This is a genomic window from Citrobacter sp. Cpo109 (assembly GCF_030332565.1).
Taxonomy (GTDB): domain Bacteria; phylum Pseudomonadota; class Gammaproteobacteria; order Enterobacterales; family Enterobacteriaceae; genus Citrobacter; species Citrobacter portucalensis.
The window spans coordinates 224944-243884 of record NZ_JAOWHQ010000042.1; the positions used below are offsets into that span (position 1 = coordinate 224944).

The window sequence follows — 18941 nt, forward strand, 5'->3', positions numbered from 1 at the left end:
ACTAGCGTAATGGAATGATATCACCTTGCCAACCCCGTGGCGTGCGTTGGCCGGTTAACAGCAACGAACCGCTGTCTGCGCGAACAATCAATCGACCTCGTTCATCCCATAACGCACTGCTACCCCGCGCATTGGCCATTAATACCGCGATGGCGAATTTATGTGAGAAACTTTGTAGGCGAGATGTAGAGGAGAGCAGTTCCGGTTCACTGACCGACTGGCAGCTGGTGAACAGCGAAAAAGCCGGGTCGATATCAATGCCTTCCGGTTGGCTATCTACAACGCTGATGGCATTTCGCTGTCTGGCAATACAGGCCCCGTGGCTCTGATGGAAGGTTAATGGCGAAGTCATCCAGGGAGAGAAAAGCGCAATGCCTTTCACGAACCGGTTGTTATGTTCTACCGGTAGTCCCGCAATTATCGTCATGCGATAAGTCGCGGCGGCATGTGCGAGAGGTTCTAACAGCGCTTCATCGGGTGGGGCAGGAAGCGCGTCATTCTCATCAACACAACCCAGCAATGAGAGGGAAGGGAAGACCAGCAATTCACATTGGCATTGAGCTGCCGCATGAATGAATTGCAGGTGATGCGCGACATGTTCGGTAACTGAGGTGTGAAGAGGTTCGTATTGTGCTGCTGCGATTTTCCAGTATGACATAATGATTTCCTTTTCATAGTGTCTACAACCATCCTTAATGTGTGGATTAAGAATATGCTTATACTGTAGCAGGCGTCATGTAAGGAATCGTAACGTAATATAAGTTTTATTTAACTTTAGGCTCGTATGGTAAACGTGAAAGCGTAACGGATGCCAGACGGTGCGCGATGAGTCTTTCGCGGAACCAGTCGCGTAAATGCTCTGGCTGTTCGCGTTCAACAACTTCTGCAACAACGGGCATATTGTATCGCTCCTTAAATGCCACTCCAGCCGCAGCCAGATCGACATTGACCTTATCCATTTCCGCTTGCTCAAGTTTGGCCAGATTGATGTTCATGGGCTTTTCCTTTTCTCTGTCTTTCGGCGCGCAAAGTTACTAAGAGTGTGCGTTAATGGCAAGACAGAAATGATGATTCTCGACTCGACCATTGTAGAAGGTTATTCTCTACAGGTTAGACATAACAAAAAGGAATAGTTGAAATGGCTTCATCTGCATCTATGCTTCGCAACGCGCTCATCGTACTCGCCAGCGTTCTGGCAACACCTGCGGCATTGGCGCATGCCCACCTCACAAAACAAAGTCCGGCGGCTAACGCTGAAGTTGCGGCATCTCCTCAGGCGTTGACGCTGAATTTTTCTGAAGGCGTAGAGCCGGGATTCAGCGGTGCAACGCTGACCGGTCCTAACAAAGAACAGATCAAAACGGGCAAGGCATCGCGCAGTGAGCAGGACAAAACGCAGCTGATTGTTCCGCTTGATCAAACACTTGAAGCAGGAAAATATACGGTCGACTGGCACGTTGTCTCCGTGGATGGTCACAAGACGAAGGGGCAATATACCTTTAGCGTGAAATAACCAATGCTGGCATTTACCTGGGTTGCACTACGGTTTATCCATTTTACCGCTTTGATGCTGGTGTTTGGCTGTGCGCTTTACGGCGCATGGCTGGCTCCCGTTTCGGTTCGTCGTTTAATGATGCGTCGTTTTTTACGTCTGCAACGGCATGCTGCGACGTGGAGCTTTATCAGCGCGACGCTGATGCTGGCGATTCAGGGTGGGTTAATGGGCTCAGGCTGGCGGGATGTTGTCTCTACTGACGTTTGGCTCGCCGTGTTGCAAACGCAATTTGGTGGCGTCTGGTTATGGCAGATTATCCTCGCGTTGGTCACGCTGGTGGTGACCATCATGGTGCCGCGCAGTATGCCGCGACTACTGTTAATGCTGGCTATTGCGCAGTTTATTTTGCTGGCTGGCGTCGGACATGCGACGCTGCACAGCGGTATCCCTGGCGCAATCCAGCAGGTTAACCACGCTTTACATTTGGTATGCGCAGCCGCCTGGTTCGGCGGTTTGCTGCCCGTACTTTACTGTATGCGAATGGCGCAAGGTCGCTGGCGGGAACAGGCCATCAGTACCATGATGCGCTTCTCACGCTATGGACATCTTTTCGTTATCGGTGTTTTACTAACCGGTATTATGAATGCGCTGTTTATTGTCGGTTTTTCTGTTCCCTGGCACATGGCTTACGGGCGACTGCTTTTGTTAAAAGGTGCCCTGGTCATGCTAATGGTGGCGATTGCGCTGGTGAATCGGTATGTTCTGGTACCACGCATGCGGCAGGATAACCGCGGCATGACTCTCTATTTTATTTGGATGACCAAGCTGGAATGGGGTATAGGAGCCGTTGTTCTGGCGATTGTCAGCCTGTTTGCAACCCTCGAACCTTTCTGATTGATGGACTGGCGAAACGCATGAAAAAAATCATTATCTCTTTATTACTCCTGGCAAGCTCCGGAGCCGCGCTGGCTGCGCCGCAGGTCATTACCGTCAGCCGTTTTGAGGTTGGCAAAGATAAGTGGGCGTTTAATCGGGAAGAGGTGATGCTGACCTGCCGTCCAGGTAACGCGCTGTATGTCATCAATCCCAGTACGCTGGTGCAATACCCGTTGAATGATGTCGCCAGACAGCAGGTGGAGAGCGGAAAAACCACGGCAAAGCCGATAGAGATTATCCAGATTGATGATCCGGCGAAACCGGGCGAAAAAATGAGCCTGGCACCGTTTGTAGAGCGTGCAGAAAAGCTCTGTTAATTGTCAGATGTAGCGCTCTGATTTCCAATAAAAAACCGCAAGGATCTCGCAGGAGAACTTGCGGTTTTTGCGTTTGGATGCGTAACAAACGTCCTTTTTTTCCGGCCACTTTAGCCGCGGACTGGAAAACCTGGCGCTGTCATCTATTCTTAAATGGCAGGGTAACTTAGCCTGCATTAATGCCAACTTTTAGCGCACGGCTCTCTCCCAAGAGCCATTTCCCTGGACCGAATACAGGAATCGTATTCGGTCTCTTTTTATGTGGCGAATGCGATGCCATCCAGGGCAAAACACGGCGTATTGCATGCTGCATTCTCCATAAACCATACCATACTCCTGCCCACGATCGTCCAGGCTTTTTTACCATCATTGCTAAAATTATAATCAGGTACCCTTGTAATCTGGAGGCGACATGGGACGACCTGGCAATATCTATCAACGAATCGACGGTACGCAGTGGCGTCACGTCTGGGTGGTTGGGGATATCCACGGATGCTTCTCGATGCTGATGGCTAAACTGCGCCAGTACCGTTTTGATCCCTGGCAGGATCTGCTGGTTTCAGTGGGGGATGTTATCGACCGTGGACCAGACAGTTTGCGTTGTCTGAAACTACTGCGTAAACGCTGGATTGTCGCGGTCAGGGGGAACCATGAACAGATGGCGCTGGACGCGCTGGCGACGGGGGATCAATTCATGTGGTTTATGAATGGTGGCTCGTGGTTCGAGCAGGCGGAGCAACCGGCAGCGAAATTTGCTCTTGAAGGGTGTTGGCAGTTACCCTGGATTCTGGAGCTGCATTGTCAGAACGGTATACACGTTATTGCTCATGCCGATTACCCGGATGATGATTATCAGTGGCTAAAAGAGATCGATTTACAGCGCGTGCTGTGGGACCGCTCGAGACTGATGAACAGTGGTTGTGCGATTCGCGGCGCGGATCACTTCTGGTTTGGCCACACGCCGTTGCGCCATCGGCTGGATCGCGAGAATCTACACTATATTGATACCGGCGCTGTATTCGGCGGCGAGTTAACGCTGGTACAACTGCAATAATCAAAAATCGCTGTATTCCTGGGCCGGATGCCAGAAACTGTCGATGTAGTCGTCCGCAGGTAAACATCCGCCGTTACGAATACGTTGATCGTCCATCGATATCAGGCACTGCCGCTCAGTTTTGTAGACATCAACCACGATATCTTCACAACCGCCATCCAGATAGCACACAAAAAGAACCAGCGTGAACATTCCATCCTCAAATGGTAAAGCCATACCTGTAGTGTAGAAGATGTTGATAGGTGAGGGAAATTAACCAAGAAATAACCCGTCTGGCGACGGGTTCTTTTTGAATCAGGCAAGGCGCATGATCCAGGCATCTGACTTACGATCGTAGTGTTCGCGAAATAGTACTGAATGTTCTCCGTTCAACAGGGCCGGGACGCTGGTGTCGGCATCCCAGGCATCCAGTTGCATACATAAATCTGGATCGGATTTACACGGAATGGTTAACGTTCGGTCCCCCGGCGATTCGCCATGTAACTCGGCGTCGTCGATTTCAAAAGCGCCAATGCGCACACTGGTTTTCATCATCGTGCTCTCCGTTAATTTGCTGGTTGTGGTACGACCAGTTAGGCCGTCCATTTTTCAGCGTAGTCAACGTTAGCAAAAGCGCCAGTAAAAACGTGCGTTATCCCATAAAGAGTTTGCCATCCCGGACAAGATCGCGCGGATAGCTATTCTTCAGTCGCGATCCAATGCGTTTTGCCAGACCGATCGGCTGATGCTGGAACGTAACCAGTACGTCGTCACTCGTCGGTGCGGTTTGCGGGTAAACATCTCTACCGCGATACCACTCTTCCGCTTCGGCAAGGGTCAGCTCGAATGCATGGCTGTGGTTCGGATCGGCGAGGGCGATAACGGCCTCATGCTGCCAGCGATACCCTTTGTTGTGGGTTTCAGCCAGTTTGATCCCGAGTCGAGAAAAGCGAACCTTGCCAATCAGAGGTTCAATGTCAGTCGGGAACAGCCAGATCTCTTTATCGCGCTGCCACAGGCGCAAATTATCTTCCCACTGCAGTCCACAAGCGCTCGCGGCTTGCGTGACAAGCGCGGACTCGCGTCCTTTAAGCGGGCTAAACGGGAAGTTTCCGACTTTGTACTTCGGCGCAGGTAGTGCAGGGATTGCAGCTGTTTTGCGCAAACGCGCAACGAAGAAACCTTCGCAATCGTAAATCTGCGGGAATACATGCAGGAATCCTTCCGGCGTCAGGGCGCGTTCGGCCTGCGGAAATAAATCACCCAGAGGTAAAAACTCGACGGCATCAGGATAGGTCTCAATCAACCACTGCATGATATTTTCATTTTCGTCACGATTAAGCGTACAGGTCGAGTAAACCAATGTGCCACCGGGACGCAGGGCGTGGAAGGCGCTGTCGAGTAATTCGCGCTGGGTCGCGGCAATTTCCAGATTACTTTCTACAGACCAGTTTTTTAGCGCATCAGGGTCTTTACGCACCACGCCTTCACCGGAACACGGTGCGTCGAGCAATATGGCATCAAATGACTCCGGCAACGCAGCGCCAAATACGCGTCCGTCAAAATGGGTCAGGGCGACGTTGGCTATCCCGCAACGGCTGACATTGGCATGCAGGACTTTGACGCGACTGGCAGAAAACTCATTCGCCAGAATGGCGCCTCGATTATTCATTTTTGCGGCAATTTGCGTGGTTTTGGAGCCGGGGGCTGCCGCAACATCCATTACGCGTTCCGGGGTATTGCCTTCGGCGAACAGCGCGGAGACTGGCAGCATTGAGCTGGCTTCCTGAATATAAAACAGGCCGCTTAAATGTTCTGCGGTGCTGCCGAGCGGCACTGACTCTTCATCATCGCGTTCAATCCAGAAACCTTCCGTACACCAGGGAACCGGAGTGAGAGACCAGTTGTAAGGTGCTGTCAGCGCGAGGAAATCGGCAACGGAGATTTTCAGCGTATTGACGCGAATGCTGCGGCGCAACGGGCGCTGACAGGCAGCGAGAAATTCATCGAATGAGAGCGTGGAAGGCATTGCTTCACGCATTTGAGTCAGAAAGGCGTTGGGAAAATAAGCCACTTGGTACCACCGGCAAAAAAACAGGTGCGCAGTGTAGCATAACTGCTCCGGCGTACGTACTCGCGCCGGAGCAGTGGATACATTAACGTGGCAGGGCGGTGCCCCATTCACGCCACTCTTTCGGTTCGCTTTCCAGCAACAGGAAGTGTTTACCTGCCTGTGCTTTAGGTGCCAGCGGTGTACCTGGTGGAGTCGCGAAGGCGATGCCGCCGCGAATGAACTGGTTGAAGGTACCAGTCTTCACGACACCGCCGGTCAAACCGAAGTCGAGATTGTAGCCGGATGCCAGCCAGAACACGGAGTTGTTGCGTACCAGATGCTGATAGCGTTGGCTAATGCGCATGGCAACCATCACACGATCGGAAAGCGAGCCCAGCGTCAGCCCAGTGACGGTCCCCACTTCAATACCTCTGAACAACACCGGGGTTCCGATATTCAGCGAACCTGCTTCTGGTGCTTCAACCACAATACTCAGACCATCGAGGTAACGAGAGTCGGTAATGGTGGCTTCCTGCAGCTCAAAATCACGGCGCGGATTACCGCGTCCGGGTTCAACGTTGATATACGGCTGCAGGATTGTATCCAGATGCTCCACGCCCGCTGCCGAAATTTGTGGGGTGATCACAGAGAAACGGGTACCGCTTCGCGCAAAGGTCTGCACGTATTCCGGGTACAGAACCGCTTTTGCCTGAACTTCGTTACGGGCGGTGATCAGCTCAAGCGTTTGGATCTGGCCGATATCGATTCCCAGGTAGCGAATCGGCATGCCTGCAGCGAGTTTACCGGCATCGAACGCATGCAGCGTTATCTGGCCGCCGACCGCACGCGCGGCGGTTTCCGAAGCATACAGAATACGCTTGTCGCCTTTACGTTGGCTGGCGCTGGCACCGCTTAAATTATCGAAGCTAATCGCCCCTTTAAGCGCGCGTGAAAGGGGAGATGCCTGTACGGTTAATCCGCTGCCGTTAAGCTGAACTTTTGCTCCGCCTTCGGCCCAGAACACGCTGTTGCTGGTCAACAGGTTGCGATATTCCGGTTTGATATGCAGATCGATATCAAACGCATCGGCGCGAGGACGAACGCTAATCACTTCACCGACCTCGAATTTGCGGTAAAGCACCACCGAACCGGCCTGCACATCAGGTAGCGTTTCGGCGCTCAGGCTGACCGTGGTGGTTGGCAGATCGCTCAGGCTGTTTTCAATGGCTTTCTCCAGGTTAGCGTAAAGCGGGTAGCTTTTTTTCATTTCGCCCTTGGTTCCGGGCAAAATACGAATGCCGCCGCTGAGCCACTCACTGGCGCTGGCGCCAAGGAACTCCACGCCATCAAGTCCAACTTTGACATCCACGCGGCTGTTCACCACGAACTTACTGTCACCCTGCACCAGGTCACGATGCTGTGGTTCAACAGCAACGGTAAATGAGACGCCTTTGCTGGAAAGCGTACGCTCAATCACTTGACCGACCTGTACGCCGTGAAGAATTAGCGGCTGGCCAGCATCAATACCGTAACTCTCCGGCGCTGTCAGCGTAAACGTCATGACGCCTGGGTCGTGTAACAATGACTTCTCAGCGGGGATAACGACAAACTGGTTACGCGGCTCGCCTTCGCCAGGTACCAGCTCGAAAGTTTTACCTGTCAGCAGCGAACTGAGATTCACATCGCTTAACGATAATTTAGGGCTGTGTAACTCAATTCGTGTGTTGTCACGCAGTAGCGTTACGACGCTGGGATCGACCGTCATTTCGCCGGTGACTTTACCGCCTGGGTTTAAATCCAGTTTTGTGAGCTGACCGACTTCTAATCCTTGATACATCAGCGATGTTGAGCCTGCTTTGAGTCCATCTCCGCTGGGTAAATCAAGCTTGACGATTACTCCGCGCTGGCTATGCGCGAGATCCTGATATAGACCAAACGTGTCGTCTGCCGCAGCAGGTTTTGAGTCTTCGGGTGAATCAAAAGCAATGGCACCGTTGACCAGCGCCGCCAGACTCTCCAGTTTTACCTTCGCACCGCTAAGGCTGACATCCGCATTTACACCGGAGACGTTCCAGAAGCGGCTGCCTTTTTTCACCAGATTGGTGAAGCGACGTTCAATCAATACATCGATGGTTACGCCCTGATGGTTCGGGTTGATGGTGTAGTCATAGACCCTGCCCACCGGAATCTTACGGAAATAAACCAGTGAACCGCTATTAAGCGATCCGAGATCAGGGGCGCGCAGATGCAGCATTAAATCGCCATTATCCAGACGATACTTGGGCTGGGTGTCGAGGGCGACGAAATGATCCTCTGCCTCGCCAGTACCGGGCATCATGCCGATATAATTGCCGCCAACCAACGCATCCAGACCAGAAACCCCAGCCAGCGACGCCTTCGGCGTGACCAGCCAGAACTGGGTATCTTTGCGCAGAGCATCTTTCATGCTCGATTTGATGCTGACGCGGACTTCAATTTTGCGTAGATCTTTGCTGAGGTTGATATCCTGCACCGTGCCCACTTCAACGCCCTGATAGCGAACGGGAGTACGGCCTGGCACAATGCCGTCCGCAGACATAAAGTCAATGGTCACGGTATTGCCACGATCTTCATAGCTTCCCCAGATAAGCCATCCTGCGATCATCAGCGCGATGAACGGCAGCAGCCAGAAAGGGGAGATACGGCGTTTTGTTTTAATCTGCGCTTCAGTCTGCGAAGCGGGCGTTTCCTGACTCATGTGCATCCCAAAGTAAGCGGCTGTCCAGCCATTCCACAGCAAGAATAGTCAATATTACCGCTGCGCCGAAATAAAACGCAGCCGGTCCCATAGTAAAAGCAAGTATCTGATCGCGATTTATCAGCGACATGGTTAACGCGATAACAAAGAGATCCAGCATCGACCAGCGGCCAATCCAGGTCACCATACGCAGTAGTTTTATACGGGTGCGCAACCCTTGTTCACAATTAAAGTGGATGCTGAATAGCAACGTAAACATCACAATCACTTTGGTAAATGGCACTAATATACTGGCGATAAACACGATCGCCGCTACGCCGACATTACTGTTTGCCAAAGACATTATGCCTGACAGGATTGTGTCTTCCTGCCGGCCGCCGTTGACATAAATTACCGAGATGGGCAGCAGGTTAGCGGGTAAAAGCAGGACAATCGAGGCCAGCAGAGCCGCCCAACACTTTTGGATACTTTGATTTCTGCGCCAGCGCAACGGAATATGGCAGCGGGGGCAGCGACCGCGGGCGTCCGGATAACCTGTAAAATGGCAGCCAAGGCAGACGCGGAGCTTATCATCGGGCCGACGAGCCGGTCTTTGCGGGTAGAAACGGTCCCAAAGCTGTTCAACGTTAAGATGCGACAGCGTCAAAATACTGAGGATCACCAGCGCAATAAAAGCAAACAGCCCCACGCCAGGCTGCAAAAAAGCATAGTCCTGAACCTTGATTGATGCGACACCGATACCCACCAGGTAAATATCGAGCATCACCCACTCTTTGAGCCTTTCCAGCATCAGCAGCACCGGGCGCAGGTTCATCCCGAGAATATTACCAAACCACAGATAAGCGATTGAAGTCACAAGAATTAGCGGCGCACCAGCGACGCAAAAAAGCACGAAGGAGGCGGTAAGGGGGTCACCTTGTCGGGTCATTTGCCAGATGCCTTGCATCACATTGGCATCAATGCGCACGCCTAATAAATAGATGTGCAGGAGTGGCTCTCCCCAGGCAAAGGGCATCAGCAGCAACATGGTGAAAGCCATGGCCGCCAGTCGCGTTAACGACCAGTCGCGTCCGTCACGAATTTTTGCCTGGCAGCGTGGGCAAAAGGCACTTTGGTGCGAACGCATTTTAGGCAAGCTAAATATCAGGTCACATTCAGGGCAGCGGTGATAATGTGCACGAGGTAGTGCCTCACCGATGGACCTGATGGCTATTTTTTTAGTTGGCGTGATGCGTGCTGTCGTTAAGGCCATGTATCGCGAATCAAATTGTTGAAGTAATGTTATCTTAACTCATGACGGGAATGATCTTGAGCATTAACGCATTTAATGTTTATTTTAGTAGGCTGCAGTTTTAAGTAAGACAACTAAGTGATTATATAATGAACAAAATAGAGCTATACACGGATCTGAACCGTGATTTTCAGGCATTGATGGCAGGTGAAACCAGTTTTCTGGCAACGCTGGCGAATACCAGCGCATTGTTGTACGAGCGTCTTGCAGAAGTGAATTGGGCCGGTTTTTACCTGCTTGAGGACGATACGCTGGTGCTTGGTCCCTTCCAGGGCAAAATTGCCTGCGTGCGGATCCCGGTAGGGCGCGGTGTGTGCGGTACCGCAGTGGCGCAGAACCAGGTTCAGCGTATTGAGGACGTACATGCTTTTGATGGGCACATCGCCTGTGATGCCGCCAGCAATGCTGAAATCGTCCTGCCGATCGCTGTCGACAATCAGATAATAGGCGTGCTGGATATTGATAGCACGGCATTTGGCCGCTTTACTGAAGAAGATGAACAAGGTCTGCGTACGCTTGTGGCACAGCTTGAAACCGTGCTTGCAACGACGGATTACAAAAAATTCTTTGCGCGCGTCGCAGGATAATCAACGGATAACGTAGCAATTACTGATGACGTCATTATAATGTCGCCTGTTCATGCCTGCGCTTGTTGGCTACGTCCGTTGTAATCAGGAAATTTCATGGAAAATCAACCTAAGTTGAATAGCAGTAAAGAAGTCATCGCGTTTCTGGCCGAACGCTTCCCGCAGTGTTTTAGTGCGGAAGGCGAAGCGCGCCCACTGAAAATTGGCATTTTTCAGGATCTGGTAGAGCGTGTTGAGGGTGAAATGAACCTCAGCAAGACTCAGCTCCGTTCTGCCTTACGTCTCTATACTTCAAGCTGGCGCTATCTGTATGGCGTTAAATTGGGCGCAACGCGTGTTGATCTCGACGGCAACCCTTGTGGTGAGCTGGATGAACAACATGTTGAACATGCTCGCAAACAGCTGGAAGAAGCTAAAGCCCGTGTTCAGGCGCAACGCGCAGAGCAACAGGCGAAAAAACGCGAAGCGGCCGCTGCCGCCGGTGAAAAAGAAGACGCACCGCGTCGCGAGCGTAAGCCGCGTCCTGCACCGCGTCGTAAAGAAGGTGCTGAGCGTAAACCTCGCGCTGAAAAACCAGCAGCAAAAGCACCGCGTGCTCCTCGCGAAGAACAGCATACCCCGGTATCTGATATTTCAGTACTGACGGTAGGGCAGTCTCTGAAGGTGAAAGCAGGAAATAATGCGATGGATGCCACCGTATTAGAAATCACCAAAGATGGCGTCCGTGTACAGCTGAATTCGGGTATGTCTTTGATTGTACGCGCAGAACACCTGGTGTTCTGAAACGGAGGCCAGGCCTGGCATGAACACTTTTTTTAGGCTTACTGCGTTAGCTGGTCTGCTTGCATTAGCAGGCCAGGCACTTGCTGTGGAAGACATCACGCGTGCCGATCAAATCCCCGTTTTAAAGGAAGAAACCCAGCATGCGACGGTAAGCGAACGTGTGACGTCGCGTTTTACGCGATCACACTATCGCCAGTTCGATCTGGATCAGGCGTTTTCGGCAAAAATTTTTGACCGCTATTTGAATTTGCTCGACTACAGCCACAACGTGCTGTTGGCGAGCGATATCGAACAGTATGCAAAAAAGAAAACGGTCCTCGGCGATGAACTGCGCACCGGCAAGCTGGATGTCTTTTACGATCTCTATAATCTGGCGCAAAAACGCCGATTTGAACGTTATCAGTACGCATTAAGCGTACTGGCACGTCCAATGGATTTCACCGGTAACGACACCTTTAACCTCGACCGAAGCAAAGCGCCGTGGCCGAAGAGCGAAGCAGAGCTTAATGCGCTGTGGGACGGCAAGGTTAAATTTGACGAACTCAGCCTGAAGCTGACCGGTAAAACCGATGCGGAAATCCGCGAAACGCTGACGCGCCGCTACAAATTTGCGATTCGCCGTCTGGCACAGACCAACAGCGAAGATGTGTTCTCACTGGCGATGACAGCGTTCGCCCGTGAAATCGACCCGCATACTAACTATCTCTCTCCGCGCAATACCGAGCAGTTCAATACTGAAATGAGCTTGTCTTTGGAAGGTATTGGCGCGGTTCTGCAGATGGATGATGACTACACCGTCATTAACTCCATGGTGGCAGGTGGTCCGGCAGCCAAGAGCAAAGCGATCAGCGTTGGCGATCGTATTGTCGGCGTCGGACAGACGGGCAAGGGCATGGTCGATGTGATTGGCTGGCGTCTGGATGATGTCGTGGCACTGATCAAAGGGCCTAAAGGCAGCAAGGTACGCCTTGAAATTCTGCCTGCCGGCAAAGGTACCAAGACGCGCACCGTGACGCTAACGCGTGAACGTATCCGTCTCGAAGACCGCGCCGTTAAAATGTCCGTGAAAACCGTCGGCAAAGAAAAAGTTGGCGTACTGGATATTCCTGGCTTCTATGTAGGCCTGACTGATGATGTCAAAGTCCAGTTGCAGAAACTGGAAAAACAGAACGTCAGCAGCATCATCATAGATCTGCGTACCAACGGCGGTGGAGCGCTGACCGAAGCGGTTTCGCTTTCCGGTCTGTTCATTCCATCCGGCCCGGTGGTTCAGGTTCGTGACAATAACGGTAAAGTGCGTGAAGACAGCGATACCGACGGCGTTGTGTACTACAAAGGCCCGCTGGTGGTATTGGTCGATCGCTTCAGCGCCTCAGCATCAGAGATTTTCGCTGCGGCAATGCAGGATTATGGCCGAGCGCTGATCGTTGGTGAACCCACCTTCGGTAAAGGCACAGTTCAGCAGTATCGCTCCCTGAACCGTATTTACGATCAGATGCTGCGTCCGGAATGGCCAGCGCTGGGTTCTGTTCAGTACACGATCCAGAAATTCTACCGCGTAAACGGTGGCAGCACGCAGCGTAAGGGTGTTACGCCAGATATCATCATGCCGACAGGTAATGAAGAAACTGAAACCGGCGAGAAGTTTGAAGATAACGCGCTGCCGTGGGACAGCATTGATGCGGCGACCTACACCAAGTCAGATAATCTGACGCCGTTCGGACCTGAATTGCTGAAAGAGCACAATGCACGTATTGCGAACGATCCTGAGTTCCAGTACATCATGAAGGACATTGCGCGTTTCAATGCGATGAAGGATAAGCGCAACATCGCTTCTCTGAATTACGCTCAGCGTGAAAAAGAGAATAACGAAGATGACGCAATGCGTCTGGCGCGTATTAACGATCGGTTCAAGCGTGAAGGCAAACCGCTGCTGAAGAAACTGGACGATCTACCGAAGGATTACCAGGAGCCGGATCCATACCTGGATGAAACGGTAAAAATCGCGCTCGACCTGGCGCATCTTGAAAAAGAAAAGCCAGCGGAACAGCCCGCAACCAGTCAATAACCTCGAACAGGCACAAGAAATTGTGCCTGTTTTTTTAACAAGTGCATGAAGACGTCAGTCTGATACGATAAAATGTAAAGTTGTGTCTTTCTGGTGACTTAGCACCTATGGATGCTTGAAAATAGTCATAAGACCCATACGATATGGGTAATCGCATAGTGCGTTTTGTTAAATTGAGGTTAAAAGAAAATTATGATGCGAATCGCGCTCTTCCTGCTGACGAACCTGGCTGTGATGGTCGTTTTCGGGCTGGTATTGAGCCTGACAGGGATTCAGTCAAGCAGCGTTCAAGGCTTGTTGATCATGGCACTGCTGTTTGGTTTTGGTGGTTCCTTCATTTCGTTGCTGATGTCCAAATGGATGGCGTTAAAGTCCGTTGGCGGGGAAGTGATCGAACAGCCTCGCAATGAAAGAGAACGCTGGCTGATGAATACAGTTGCGAACCAGGCCCGCCAGGCCGGGATCGCTATGCCGCAGGTTGCAATCTACCATGCGCCAGATATTAACGCGTTTGCTACCGGTGCGCGCCGGGATGCCTCGCTGGTGGCTGTAAGTACTGGCCTGTTGCAAAACATGAGTCCGGATGAAGCCGAAGCGGTTATCGCGCATGAGATCAGCCACATTGCTAATGGCGATATGGTTACCATGACGCTAATTCAGGGTGTGGTGAACACCTTCGTTATCTTTATCTCACGTATTCTGGCGCAGATTGCCGCTGGGTTTATGGGCGGTAACCGCGATGAGGGAGAGGGTAGCAACGGTAACCCGTTAATCTACTTTGCGGTAGCGACGGTACTGGAGCTGGTATTTGGTATTCTGGCGAGCATTATTACGATGTGGTTCTCACGTCATCGTGAATTCCATGCGGATGCAGGCTCAGCGAAACTGGTGGGTCGTGAAAAAATGATCGCCGCGCTACAGCGCCTGAAAACCAGCTATGAGCCGCAGGAAGCGACCAGCATGATGGCGTTCTGCATCAACGGTAAATCCAAATCGTTGAGTGAGCTGTTTATGACTCACCCGCCGTTGGACAAACGTATTGAAGCGCTGCGCAGCGGTGAATACCTGAAATAATTGGCAGCAGACTAAAAATAAAAAGCGCGTCGACAGACGCGCTTTTTTTATGCCTGAACTCGCGGTTGTGTGATACGTAAGCCACTCACGATTGCGGCCAGCGAAGCCAGAATACCCGCTGTTATCAGCGAGGCGTGTGTTCCGTTGTCACCAAACTGATTTAGCATCAGCGCAACCAGTGCGGCCCCGGTACTCTGGCCCAGTAAACGCGCCGTTCCGAGCATACCGCTCGCGCCTCCGCTACGATCACGCGGCGCGGAGGTGATGATGGTGTGATTATTCGGTGACTGGAACAAGCCAAAACCCGCACCGCACAAAATCATTGGCCAGATGATATTAAAATCAGAAGGTGATGCGGGCAGCAACACCAGCGAAAACAGCCCACACGCCATTACTGCCATGCCCAGCGCGCCCAGCAGACCCGCATGAACACGTTCAATCAGATATCCCGCCAGTGGGGCCATCACCATGGTTGCCAGCGGCCACGGCGTCAGTAGCAGGCCCGTTTCAACCTCGCTGCGCCCGAGAACCGTTTGCATGAAAAAGGGGAGAGAAACCATTGCCAGCATTTGTGCGCTGAATGAACAGATTGAGGTGCAAATAGAGAGTGAAAACAGCGGAATGCGTAGCAGATCAACCGGCAATAACGGTACTGGCAATGCGAGTTGGCGGCGGATAAAGAAAAACCCTACCACGAGAAGCCCCACCAGTTCAGCACCAATCAATTTTAGCGACTGTCCCTGTGCAAACCCGCTGAGTGCCGTGATTAACAAACCGAATGTTAAGGCGTTCATTACTGCGCTGGGCAGATCAAAGCGCGGTTTATTGCTACGTGAAGAATTGGGGGGCAAAAAACGCATAGCCAGTAGCAGGGCGATGATCCCCAGCGGGACGTTAATCAGAAATAGCCATTTCCACGAGGCAATAGAGAGAATTGCCGCCGCAATAGTCGGACCCGCTGCCGAGGAGACTGCCACAATAAAGGAATTAATTCCCATTCCGCGGCCAAGCTGGCGCTGAGGATAAATGAGTCGGATCAATGCCGTATTAACGCTCATCAGCGCCGCGCCGCCAAACCCCTGAGCCACGCGCGCTAACGTCAGCATATGTAGCGAGTCTGACAAGGCACAAAACAGCGACGCCAACAGAAACACGACCAGACCACACTTATAAATGCGTCGGTAGCCAAACATATCACCTAAAAAAGAGAGCGATAACAGCGAAACAACGATCGCAATTTGGTAGGTGTTCACAATCCAGATTGAGCTGGCGGGTGAGGCCTGAAGATCGGTGGCGATAGTGGGGAGGGCAACGTTCGCTATTGCGCCATCGAGTACTGCCATAGAGATGCCAATAACAATGGTTAAAATTGCGCCATATCGCTGGGGCAATGGCAGACCATCGGTCTGAGTTTTTTCCATAGGAAGTCAATATTGTCGGAATTTATGATGAGAATAATAATTTTAGCATTGATATTCAGGCGTTAGGTCGCAGATTTGTAACTAAGTAAGCAAAGAGCGATTGCGAGGGCTGATACGTGAAATTATAATAAAAACCGGTTCTGATTTTTATAAAACACTCGAAAGGGGTGATAAATGGCAATCGCAGATCTGGATAAACAACCCGATTCTGTATCTTCCGTGCTGAAGGTTTTTGGCATCCTGCAGGCGCTGGGTGAAGAGCGCGAAATTGGTATTACCGAGTTGTCGCAACGCGTCATGATGTCAAAAAGCACCGTTTATCGCTTTTTGCAGACCATGAAAACGCTGGGTTATGTGGCACAAGAAGGGGAATCTGAGAAATACTCACTGACCCTGAAATTATTCGAGCTGGGTGCTCGCGCGTTGCAAAACGTCGATCTTATCCGTAGCGCTGATATTCAGATGCGCGAACTTTCGCGCCTGACCAAAGAGACAGTACACCTTGGCGCACTGGATGAAGACAGCATCGTCTACATTCATAAAATCGACTCCATGTACAATCTGCGCATGTATTCTCGCGTAGGTCGCCGTAATCCACTGTACAGCACGGCTATCGGTAAAGTTCTGCTGGCATGGCGTGACCGCGATGAAGTGAAGCAAATTCTGGACGGTATTGAGTACAAACGCAGCACCGACCGTACTATTACCAATACTGATGAACTGCTGGTACTGCTGGATAAAGTCCGTGAGCAGGGCTACGGTGAAGACAACGAAGAACAGGAAGAAGGTCTGCGCTGCATCGGTGTGCCGGTGTTTGACCGTTTCGGTGTGGTGATTGCAGGCTTGAGTATTTCATTTCCGACGCTGCGTTTCTCTGAGGAACGTTTGCACGAGTATGTGGCGATGCTGCATACGGCTGCGCGTAAAATTTCAGAACAAATGGGTTATAACGACTATCCGTTCTAATCTGGCGTAATAGCGTCAACGTTAAAACCCCAGGTATTTTTGTATCTGGGGTTTTTTATGAACAGTCATAAAGTTAGTTGGTGCAAATAACGTAGCGTATGTATTGTTGCTATATTAACCGTTATCAATAATGACCGTACTTTTTCTTAACAAAGGGCAATCCGACAGGCCAATGATACCGCTGTTTGTGTGGACGTATTGTGCGGTGCTGGTTCCGCGGGCGGTCAGATATTGGCATTGCAAGCCCAGACCCGCTGCATTCTCCTTACTTCCAATCAAAATTCCATAGCCGCTCAGTAATAAACCGATCCAAACCAGAGCTAACAACACAATAGCGCGGATTATCAGACGCATTACAACCTCTTATCTTTTCTCGTTATTATTAGATTAGCCTGTACATGGGATGAAACAAGTGAATCATTCCTAAAAAGATTGAATGCCGATACAGTTAACTCTGGGTTTAGGTAACGCATGATAATTTATAGACATAAGATGTAGATTCGAAGAGTGGAGCTGGAGTGAAAAAAATTCGCTGGGTAGTGCTGATAGTTGTCGTGCTGGTATGCATACTGATGTGGGCGCAAGTGTTCAACATCATGTGCGATCAGGATGTACAATTTTTCAGCGGTATTTGTGCCGTTAATAAATTTATTCCCTGGTAAGCGCATTTTTGCCACAGTTGATTACCTTCTTGTGCGGCAGTGGTAAACTACGCTGTCTACATTGAGGTGGTAAAATGAACGAAGTTTTGAATTCTGGCGCGTTGAGTTTGGCGTCTTTGGCTGTATCGGTGGTGATTCTGGTTGTCGGGCTTGTACTGTGGTTTTTCGTCAATCGGGCAAGTTCGCGTACTAATGAGCAGATTGAGCTGCTCGAAGCATTGTTAGATCAGCAAAAAAGACAGAACGCATTGCTCCGTCGCCTTTGCGAAGCGAACGAACCTGAAAAAGCGGCAGAGCCTGCTGCGGTCACAGCGAAGGATGAAGATGATGACATCATCCGCCTGGTAGCTGAGCGGTAAAAACGGTATGACAGGATGAGGATCTGTTGCTTTTGTTCTCAGATGTTTCATCCTGTCGCCAACGTGCCAGATTATTTTCTTCTGTACATGTCGTGTAATTAGCACTCTGATACGCGTCTAAACTCAGTATTTTCAGATGCTCCAACCAATTAATATCTTATCCCCGGTCTGATATAAATATAATTTCCCATACGATAAAAATATGATTATGTCATTTTTGTGATAGCGATCGTTTTATTAACAGCGAAACGTTTCTCTTACTTTTTTGTGCATTGTCATCATTCTTTCATTATTTTGGTGCAAAAGCAGAAGGCGGATCTCATTTTTACGCTTGTGACATTTTATGCATTACTAAGCATAAAAAATGATATCCGGCACACCCTGTAACAGCTAATCTGGAATAACCGAAGCTATTGAGCTATGGTAGAAATGTCCCGGCAATGGTGCAAGCCAGGCGGGGGATGGGGCGAGCGGCGGGAATATAACACTACTCGGTGTGGCGCATAACTGTGCAGTTGCTGTTTGATGAACGACGGGATTTGTGCGACCGATCGAGACACGTTTAAAAATGGCTTGCCATTATTAACGTTGTATGTGATAACACGTTTTGGGTTAAACGAGGTACAGTTCTGTTTATGTGTGGCATTTTCAGTAAAGAAGTCCTGAGTAAACACGTTGACGTTGAATACCGCTTCTCTGCCGAACCTTATATTAGTGCCTCAAGCAGTAATGTCTCAGTTTTATCTATGTTATGCCTGCGGGCGAAGAAAATACTCTAAGGAATTTTGCAAATGGCAAAGATTAAAGGTCAAGTTAAGTGGTTCAACGAGTCTAAAGGTTTTGGTTTCATTACTCCGGCTGATGGCAGCAAAGACGTGTTCGTACACTTCTCCGCTATCCAGGGTAACGGCTTCAAAACTCTGGCTGAAGGCCAGAACGTTGAGTTCGAAATTCAGGACGGCCAGAAAGGTCCGGCTGCTGTTAACGTAACAGCTATCTGATCGACACCACTGATTTGAAGCGCATATGCGCAACCATCTCAGATATAAAGCCTCGCCTATGCGGGGCTTTTTAATTCAAAATACGTCTAAATATTTCTAAATGCCCTTCCATTAGCGCTTTGTTGCAAAGGCGTGATGTTCGTAGCATAGTTTTCCCC

At 50.6% G+C, this 18941-nt stretch carries 22 protein-coding genes; 13 read left to right on the forward strand and 9 right to left on the reverse strand.

Annotated elements, in window-relative coordinates:
• Position 1 precedes the first annotated feature (1 nt).
• Both OGY71_RS02600 and OGY71_RS02605 read right to left on the reverse strand, forming a co-directional pair.
• The gene (locus OGY71_RS02600; protein ID WP_003833801.1) at positions 2-658 is read right to left on the reverse strand and encodes a carbon-nitrogen hydrolase family protein; all 657 of its coding nucleotides are present in this window, start codon (positions 656-658) and stop codon (positions 2-4) included.
• A gap of 106 nt (positions 659-764) precedes the next feature.
• Positions 765-995, reverse strand: a complete 231-nt coding sequence (locus OGY71_RS02605; RefSeq protein ID WP_003833800.1) for a DNA polymerase III subunit theta — start codon at positions 993-995, stop codon at positions 765-767.
• A gap of 143 nt (positions 996-1138) precedes the next feature.
• Here OGY71_RS02605 and yobA point away from each other — a divergent pair, with 143 nt between their 5' ends.
• The 4 genes from yobA (at position 1139) to pphA (ending at position 3802) form a co-directional block, all read left to right on the forward strand.
• On the forward strand, positions 1139-1513 hold the full coding sequence (yobA, locus tag OGY71_RS02610) for a CopC domain-containing protein YobA (protein ID WP_003833799.1): 375 nt from the start codon (positions 1139-1141) through the stop codon (positions 1511-1513).
• 3 nt (positions 1514-1516) lie between these two features.
• Complete coding sequence (gene copD, locus OGY71_RS02615) at positions 1517-2389, forward strand: copper homeostasis membrane protein CopD (protein WP_218667370.1); 873 nt, start codon at positions 1517-1519, stop codon at positions 2387-2389.
• A 20-nt stretch (positions 2390-2409) separates the two neighbouring features.
• Positions 2410-2748, forward strand: a complete 339-nt coding sequence (locus tag OGY71_RS02620; protein WP_003833793.1) for a YebY family protein — start codon at positions 2410-2412, stop codon at positions 2746-2748.
• Between the two features lie 412 nt (positions 2749-3160).
• A complete protein-coding gene (gene pphA / locus OGY71_RS02625) occupies positions 3161-3802 on the forward strand; it encodes a protein-serine/threonine phosphatase (RefSeq protein WP_003833791.1) in 642 nt (213 codons plus the stop codon).
• Here the strand turns inward: pphA and OGY71_RS02630 are convergent, their stop codons facing one another.
• From OGY71_RS02630 to yebS, 5 genes are all read right to left on the reverse strand, one after another.
• Positions 3803-3994 carry a YdfD/YebW family protein gene (locus tag OGY71_RS02630; protein WP_003833789.1) on the reverse strand — a complete coding sequence of 64 codons (192 nt, stop codon included), beginning with the start codon at positions 3992-3994 and terminating at the stop codon, positions 3803-3805.
• A gap of 102 nt (positions 3995-4096) precedes the next feature.
• Positions 4097-4333, reverse strand: a complete 237-nt coding sequence (locus OGY71_RS02635) for a YebV family protein (RefSeq protein WP_029139506.1) — start codon at positions 4331-4333, stop codon at positions 4097-4099.
• A 100-nt stretch (positions 4334-4433) separates the two neighbouring features.
• Positions 4434-5855: a 16S rRNA (cytosine(1407)-C(5))-methyltransferase RsmF gene (gene rsmF, locus OGY71_RS02640; protein WP_286612792.1), complete on the reverse strand. Its 1422-nt coding sequence runs from the start codon at positions 5853-5855 to the stop codon at positions 4434-4436.
• Between the two features lie 82 nt (positions 5856-5937).
• On the reverse strand, positions 5938-8571 hold the full coding sequence (locus OGY71_RS02645) for a PqiB family protein (protein WP_063940870.1): 2634 nt from the start codon (positions 8569-8571) through the stop codon (positions 5938-5940).
• Positions 8540-9823 carry a membrane integrity lipid transport subunit YebS gene (gene yebS, locus OGY71_RS02650; RefSeq protein ID WP_286612794.1) on the reverse strand — a complete coding sequence of 428 codons (1284 nt, stop codon included), beginning with the start codon at positions 9821-9823 and terminating at the stop codon, positions 8540-8542. The genes OGY71_RS02645 and yebS overlap by 32 nt, the downstream gene beginning before the upstream one ends.
• Before the next feature lie 128 nt (positions 9824-9951).
• Here yebS and msrC point away from each other — a divergent pair, with 128 nt between their 5' ends.
• From msrC to htpX, 4 genes are all read left to right on the forward strand, one after another.
• Positions 9952-10449, forward strand: coding sequence for a free L-methionine (R)-S-oxide reductase MsrC (msrC, locus tag OGY71_RS02655; RefSeq protein ID WP_003833782.1), 498 nt, complete (start codon positions 9952-9954; stop codon positions 10447-10449).
• A 96-nt stretch (positions 10450-10545) separates the two neighbouring features.
• Entirely contained in the window at positions 10546-11232 is a 687-nt protein-coding gene (gene proQ / locus OGY71_RS02660) for an RNA chaperone ProQ (protein WP_003833781.1), read from the forward strand.
• Between the two features lie 19 nt (positions 11233-11251).
• On the forward strand, positions 11252-13300 hold the full coding sequence (prc, locus tag OGY71_RS02665) for a carboxy terminal-processing peptidase (RefSeq protein ID WP_048235216.1): 2049 nt from the start codon (positions 11252-11254) through the stop codon (positions 13298-13300).
• Positions 13301-13492: 192 nt separating this feature from the next.
• Positions 13493-14374, forward strand: coding sequence for a protease HtpX (htpX, locus tag OGY71_RS02670; protein WP_003034964.1), 882 nt, complete (start codon positions 13493-13495; stop codon positions 14372-14374).
• Between the two features lie 47 nt (positions 14375-14421).
• On the opposite strand, the gene OGY71_RS02675 is transcribed toward htpX, so the two are convergent.
• A complete protein-coding gene (locus OGY71_RS02675) occupies positions 14422-15795 on the reverse strand; it encodes an MFS transporter (RefSeq protein ID WP_286612796.1) in 1374 nt (457 codons plus the stop codon).
• A gap of 174 nt (positions 15796-15969) precedes the next feature.
• Here OGY71_RS02675 and kdgR point away from each other — a divergent pair, with 174 nt between their 5' ends.
• On the forward strand, positions 15970-16761 hold the full coding sequence (gene kdgR, locus OGY71_RS02680) for a DNA-binding transcriptional regulator KdgR (protein WP_003833778.1): 792 nt from the start codon (positions 15970-15972) through the stop codon (positions 16759-16761).
• 114 nt (positions 16762-16875) lie between these two features.
• Here kdgR and OGY71_RS02685 read toward each other — a convergent pair whose 3' ends face one another.
• Positions 16876-17115 carry a YobH family protein gene (locus OGY71_RS02685; RefSeq protein ID WP_003034975.1) on the reverse strand — a complete coding sequence of 80 codons (240 nt, stop codon included), beginning with the start codon at positions 17113-17115 and terminating at the stop codon, positions 16876-16878.
• 164 nt (positions 17116-17279) lie between these two features.
• Between OGY71_RS02685 and mgrB the strand changes: the two genes are divergently transcribed.
• From mgrB to cspE, 4 genes are all read left to right on the forward strand, one after another.
• Positions 17280-17423, forward strand: coding sequence for a PhoP/PhoQ regulatory lipoprotein MgrB (gene mgrB / locus OGY71_RS02690; RefSeq protein ID WP_003833775.1), 144 nt, complete (start codon positions 17280-17282; stop codon positions 17421-17423).
• Positions 17424-17497: 74 nt separating this feature from the next.
• Positions 17498-17782: a YebO family protein gene (locus OGY71_RS02695; protein WP_003833774.1), complete on the forward strand. Its 285-nt coding sequence runs from the start codon at positions 17498-17500 to the stop codon at positions 17780-17782.
• 635 nt (positions 17783-18417) lie between these two features.
• A complete protein-coding gene (locus tag OGY71_RS02700; RefSeq protein WP_003034983.1) occupies positions 18418-18561 on the forward strand; it encodes a DUF2627 domain-containing protein in 144 nt (47 codons plus the stop codon).
• Between the two features lie 12 nt (positions 18562-18573).
• Positions 18574-18783, forward strand: a complete 210-nt coding sequence (cspE, locus tag OGY71_RS02705) for a transcription antiterminator/RNA stability regulator CspE (RefSeq protein ID WP_001062678.1) — start codon at positions 18574-18576, stop codon at positions 18781-18783.
• The last annotated feature ends 158 nt before the right edge of the window (positions 18784-18941 follow it).

Coding starts and splice junctions, on each gene's coding strand:
- OGY71_RS02620 (WP_003833793.1), top strand. CDS start 2,410: ATGAAAAAAATCATTATCTCTTTATTACTCCTGGCAAGCTCCGGAGCC.
- pphA (WP_003833791.1), top strand. CDS start 3,161: ATGGGACGACCTGGCAATATCTATCAACGAATCGACGGTACGCAGTGG.
- prc (WP_048235216.1), top strand. CDS start 11,252: ATGAACACTTTTTTTAGGCTTACTGCGTTAGCTGGTCTGCTTGCATTA.
- OGY71_RS02605 (WP_003833800.1), bottom strand. CDS start 995: ATGAACATCAATCTGGCCAAACTTGAGCAAGCGGAAATGGATAAGGTC.
- OGY71_RS02600 (WP_003833801.1), bottom strand. CDS start 658: ATGTCATACTGGAAAATCGCAGCAGCACAATACGAACCTCTTCACACC.
- OGY71_RS02675 (WP_286612796.1), bottom strand. CDS start 15,795: ATGGAAAAAACTCAGACCGATGGTCTGCCATTGCCCCAGCGATATGGC.
- yebS (WP_286612794.1), bottom strand. CDS start 9,823: ATGGCCTTAACGACAGCACGCATCACGCCAACTAAAAAAATAGCCATC.
- htpX (WP_003034964.1), top strand. CDS start 13,493: ATGATGCGAATCGCGCTCTTCCTGCTGACGAACCTGGCTGTGATGGTC.
- OGY71_RS02685 (WP_003034975.1), bottom strand. CDS start 17,115: ATGCGTCTGATAATCCGCGCTATTGTGTTGTTAGCTCTGGTTTGGATC.
- kdgR (WP_003833778.1), top strand. CDS start 15,970: ATGGCAATCGCAGATCTGGATAAACAACCCGATTCTGTATCTTCCGTG.
- OGY71_RS02645 (WP_063940870.1), bottom strand. CDS start 8,571: ATGAGTCAGGAAACGCCCGCTTCGCAGACTGAAGCGCAGATTAAAACA.
- copD (WP_218667370.1), top strand. CDS start 1,517: ATGCTGGCATTTACCTGGGTTGCACTACGGTTTATCCATTTTACCGCT.
- msrC (WP_003833782.1), top strand. CDS start 9,952: ATGAACAAAATAGAGCTATACACGGATCTGAACCGTGATTTTCAGGCA.
- OGY71_RS02700 (WP_003034983.1), top strand. CDS start 18,418: ATGTGTGGCATTTTCAGTAAAGAAGTCCTGAGTAAACACGTTGACGTT.
- cspE (WP_001062678.1), top strand. CDS start 18,574: ATGGCAAAGATTAAAGGTCAAGTTAAGTGGTTCAACGAGTCTAAAGGT.
- OGY71_RS02695 (WP_003833774.1), top strand. CDS start 17,498: ATGAACGAAGTTTTGAATTCTGGCGCGTTGAGTTTGGCGTCTTTGGCT.
- OGY71_RS02635 (WP_029139506.1), bottom strand. CDS start 4,333: ATGAAAACCAGTGTGCGCATTGGCGCTTTTGAAATCGACGACGCCGAG.
- yobA (WP_003833799.1), top strand. CDS start 1,139: ATGGCTTCATCTGCATCTATGCTTCGCAACGCGCTCATCGTACTCGCC.
- proQ (WP_003833781.1), top strand. CDS start 10,546: ATGGAAAATCAACCTAAGTTGAATAGCAGTAAAGAAGTCATCGCGTTT.
- OGY71_RS02630 (WP_003833789.1), bottom strand. CDS start 3,994: ATGTTCACGCTGGTTCTTTTTGTGTGCTATCTGGATGGCGGTTGTGAA.